The 691-nt window shown below is 55.9% G+C and carries 3 protein-coding genes; all 3 read left to right on the top strand.

Annotated elements, in window-relative coordinates; genetic code table 11:
* Positions 1–128, top strand: a 128-nt coding sequence (locus HEN21_RS23235) for a hypothetical protein (protein WP_049144200.1), incomplete at its 5' end; no start/stop codon positions are given.
* Between the two features lie 9 nt (positions 129–137).
* Positions 138–470 carry a head decoration protein gene (locus HEN21_RS22580; protein ID WP_001299443.1) on the top strand — a complete coding sequence of 111 codons (333 nt, stop codon included), beginning with the start codon at positions 138–140 and terminating at the stop codon, positions 468–470.
* 55 nt (positions 471–525) lie between these two features.
* Positions 526–691: major capsid protein (locus HEN21_RS22575; RefSeq protein WP_170995215.1), on the top strand; the 166-nt coding region annotated here is incomplete at its 3' end.

The following is a 691-nucleotide window of genomic DNA, read 5'->3' as shown; positions in this document are numbered from 1 at the left end:
CACCACAGAGTGCACAGGCGCGCAGTGACACTGCGCTGGATCGTCTGATGCAGGGGGCACCGGCACCGCTGGCTGCAGGTAACCCGGCATCTGATGCCGTTAACGATTTGCTGAACACACCAGTGTAAGGGATGTTTATGACGAGCAAAGAAACCTTTACCCATTACCAGCCGCTGGGCAACAGTGACCCGGCTCATACCGCAACCGCGCCCGGCGGATTGAGTGCGAAAGCGCCTGCAATGACCCCGCTGATGCTGGACACCTCCACCCGTAAGCTGGTTGCGTGGGATGGCACCACCGACGGTGCTGCCGTTGGCATTCTTGCGGTTGCTGCTGACCAGACCAGCACCACGCTGACGTTCTACAAGTCCGGCACGTTCCGTTATGAGGATGTGCTCTGGCCGGAGGCTGCCAGCGATGAGACGAAAAAACGGACCGCGTTTGCCGGAACGGCAATCAGCATCGTTTAACCTTACCCTTCATCACTAAAGGCCGCCTGTGCGGCTTTTTTTACGGGATTTTTTTATGTCGATGTACACAACCGCCCAGCTGCTGGCGGCAAATGAGCAGAAATTTAAGTTTGATCCGCTGTTTCTGCGTCTCTTTTTCCGTGAGAGCTATCCCTTCACCACGGAGAAAGTCTATCTCTCACAAATTCCGGGACTGGTAAACATGGCGCTGTACGTTTCGC

It is taken from the genome of Escherichia sp. 93.1518 (assembly GCF_013368915.2).
Classification (GTDB): domain Bacteria; phylum Pseudomonadota; class Gammaproteobacteria; order Enterobacterales; family Enterobacteriaceae; genus Escherichia; species Escherichia ruysiae.
This window is presented reverse-complemented; position numbering and strand designations above follow the sequence as displayed.

What these genes read in the sequence shown, in the direction of transcription:
- HEN21_RS22580 (WP_001299443.1), top strand. Translation starts at nt 138, where the DNA reads ATGACGAGCAAAGAAACCTTTACCCATTACCAGCCGCTGGGCAACAGT.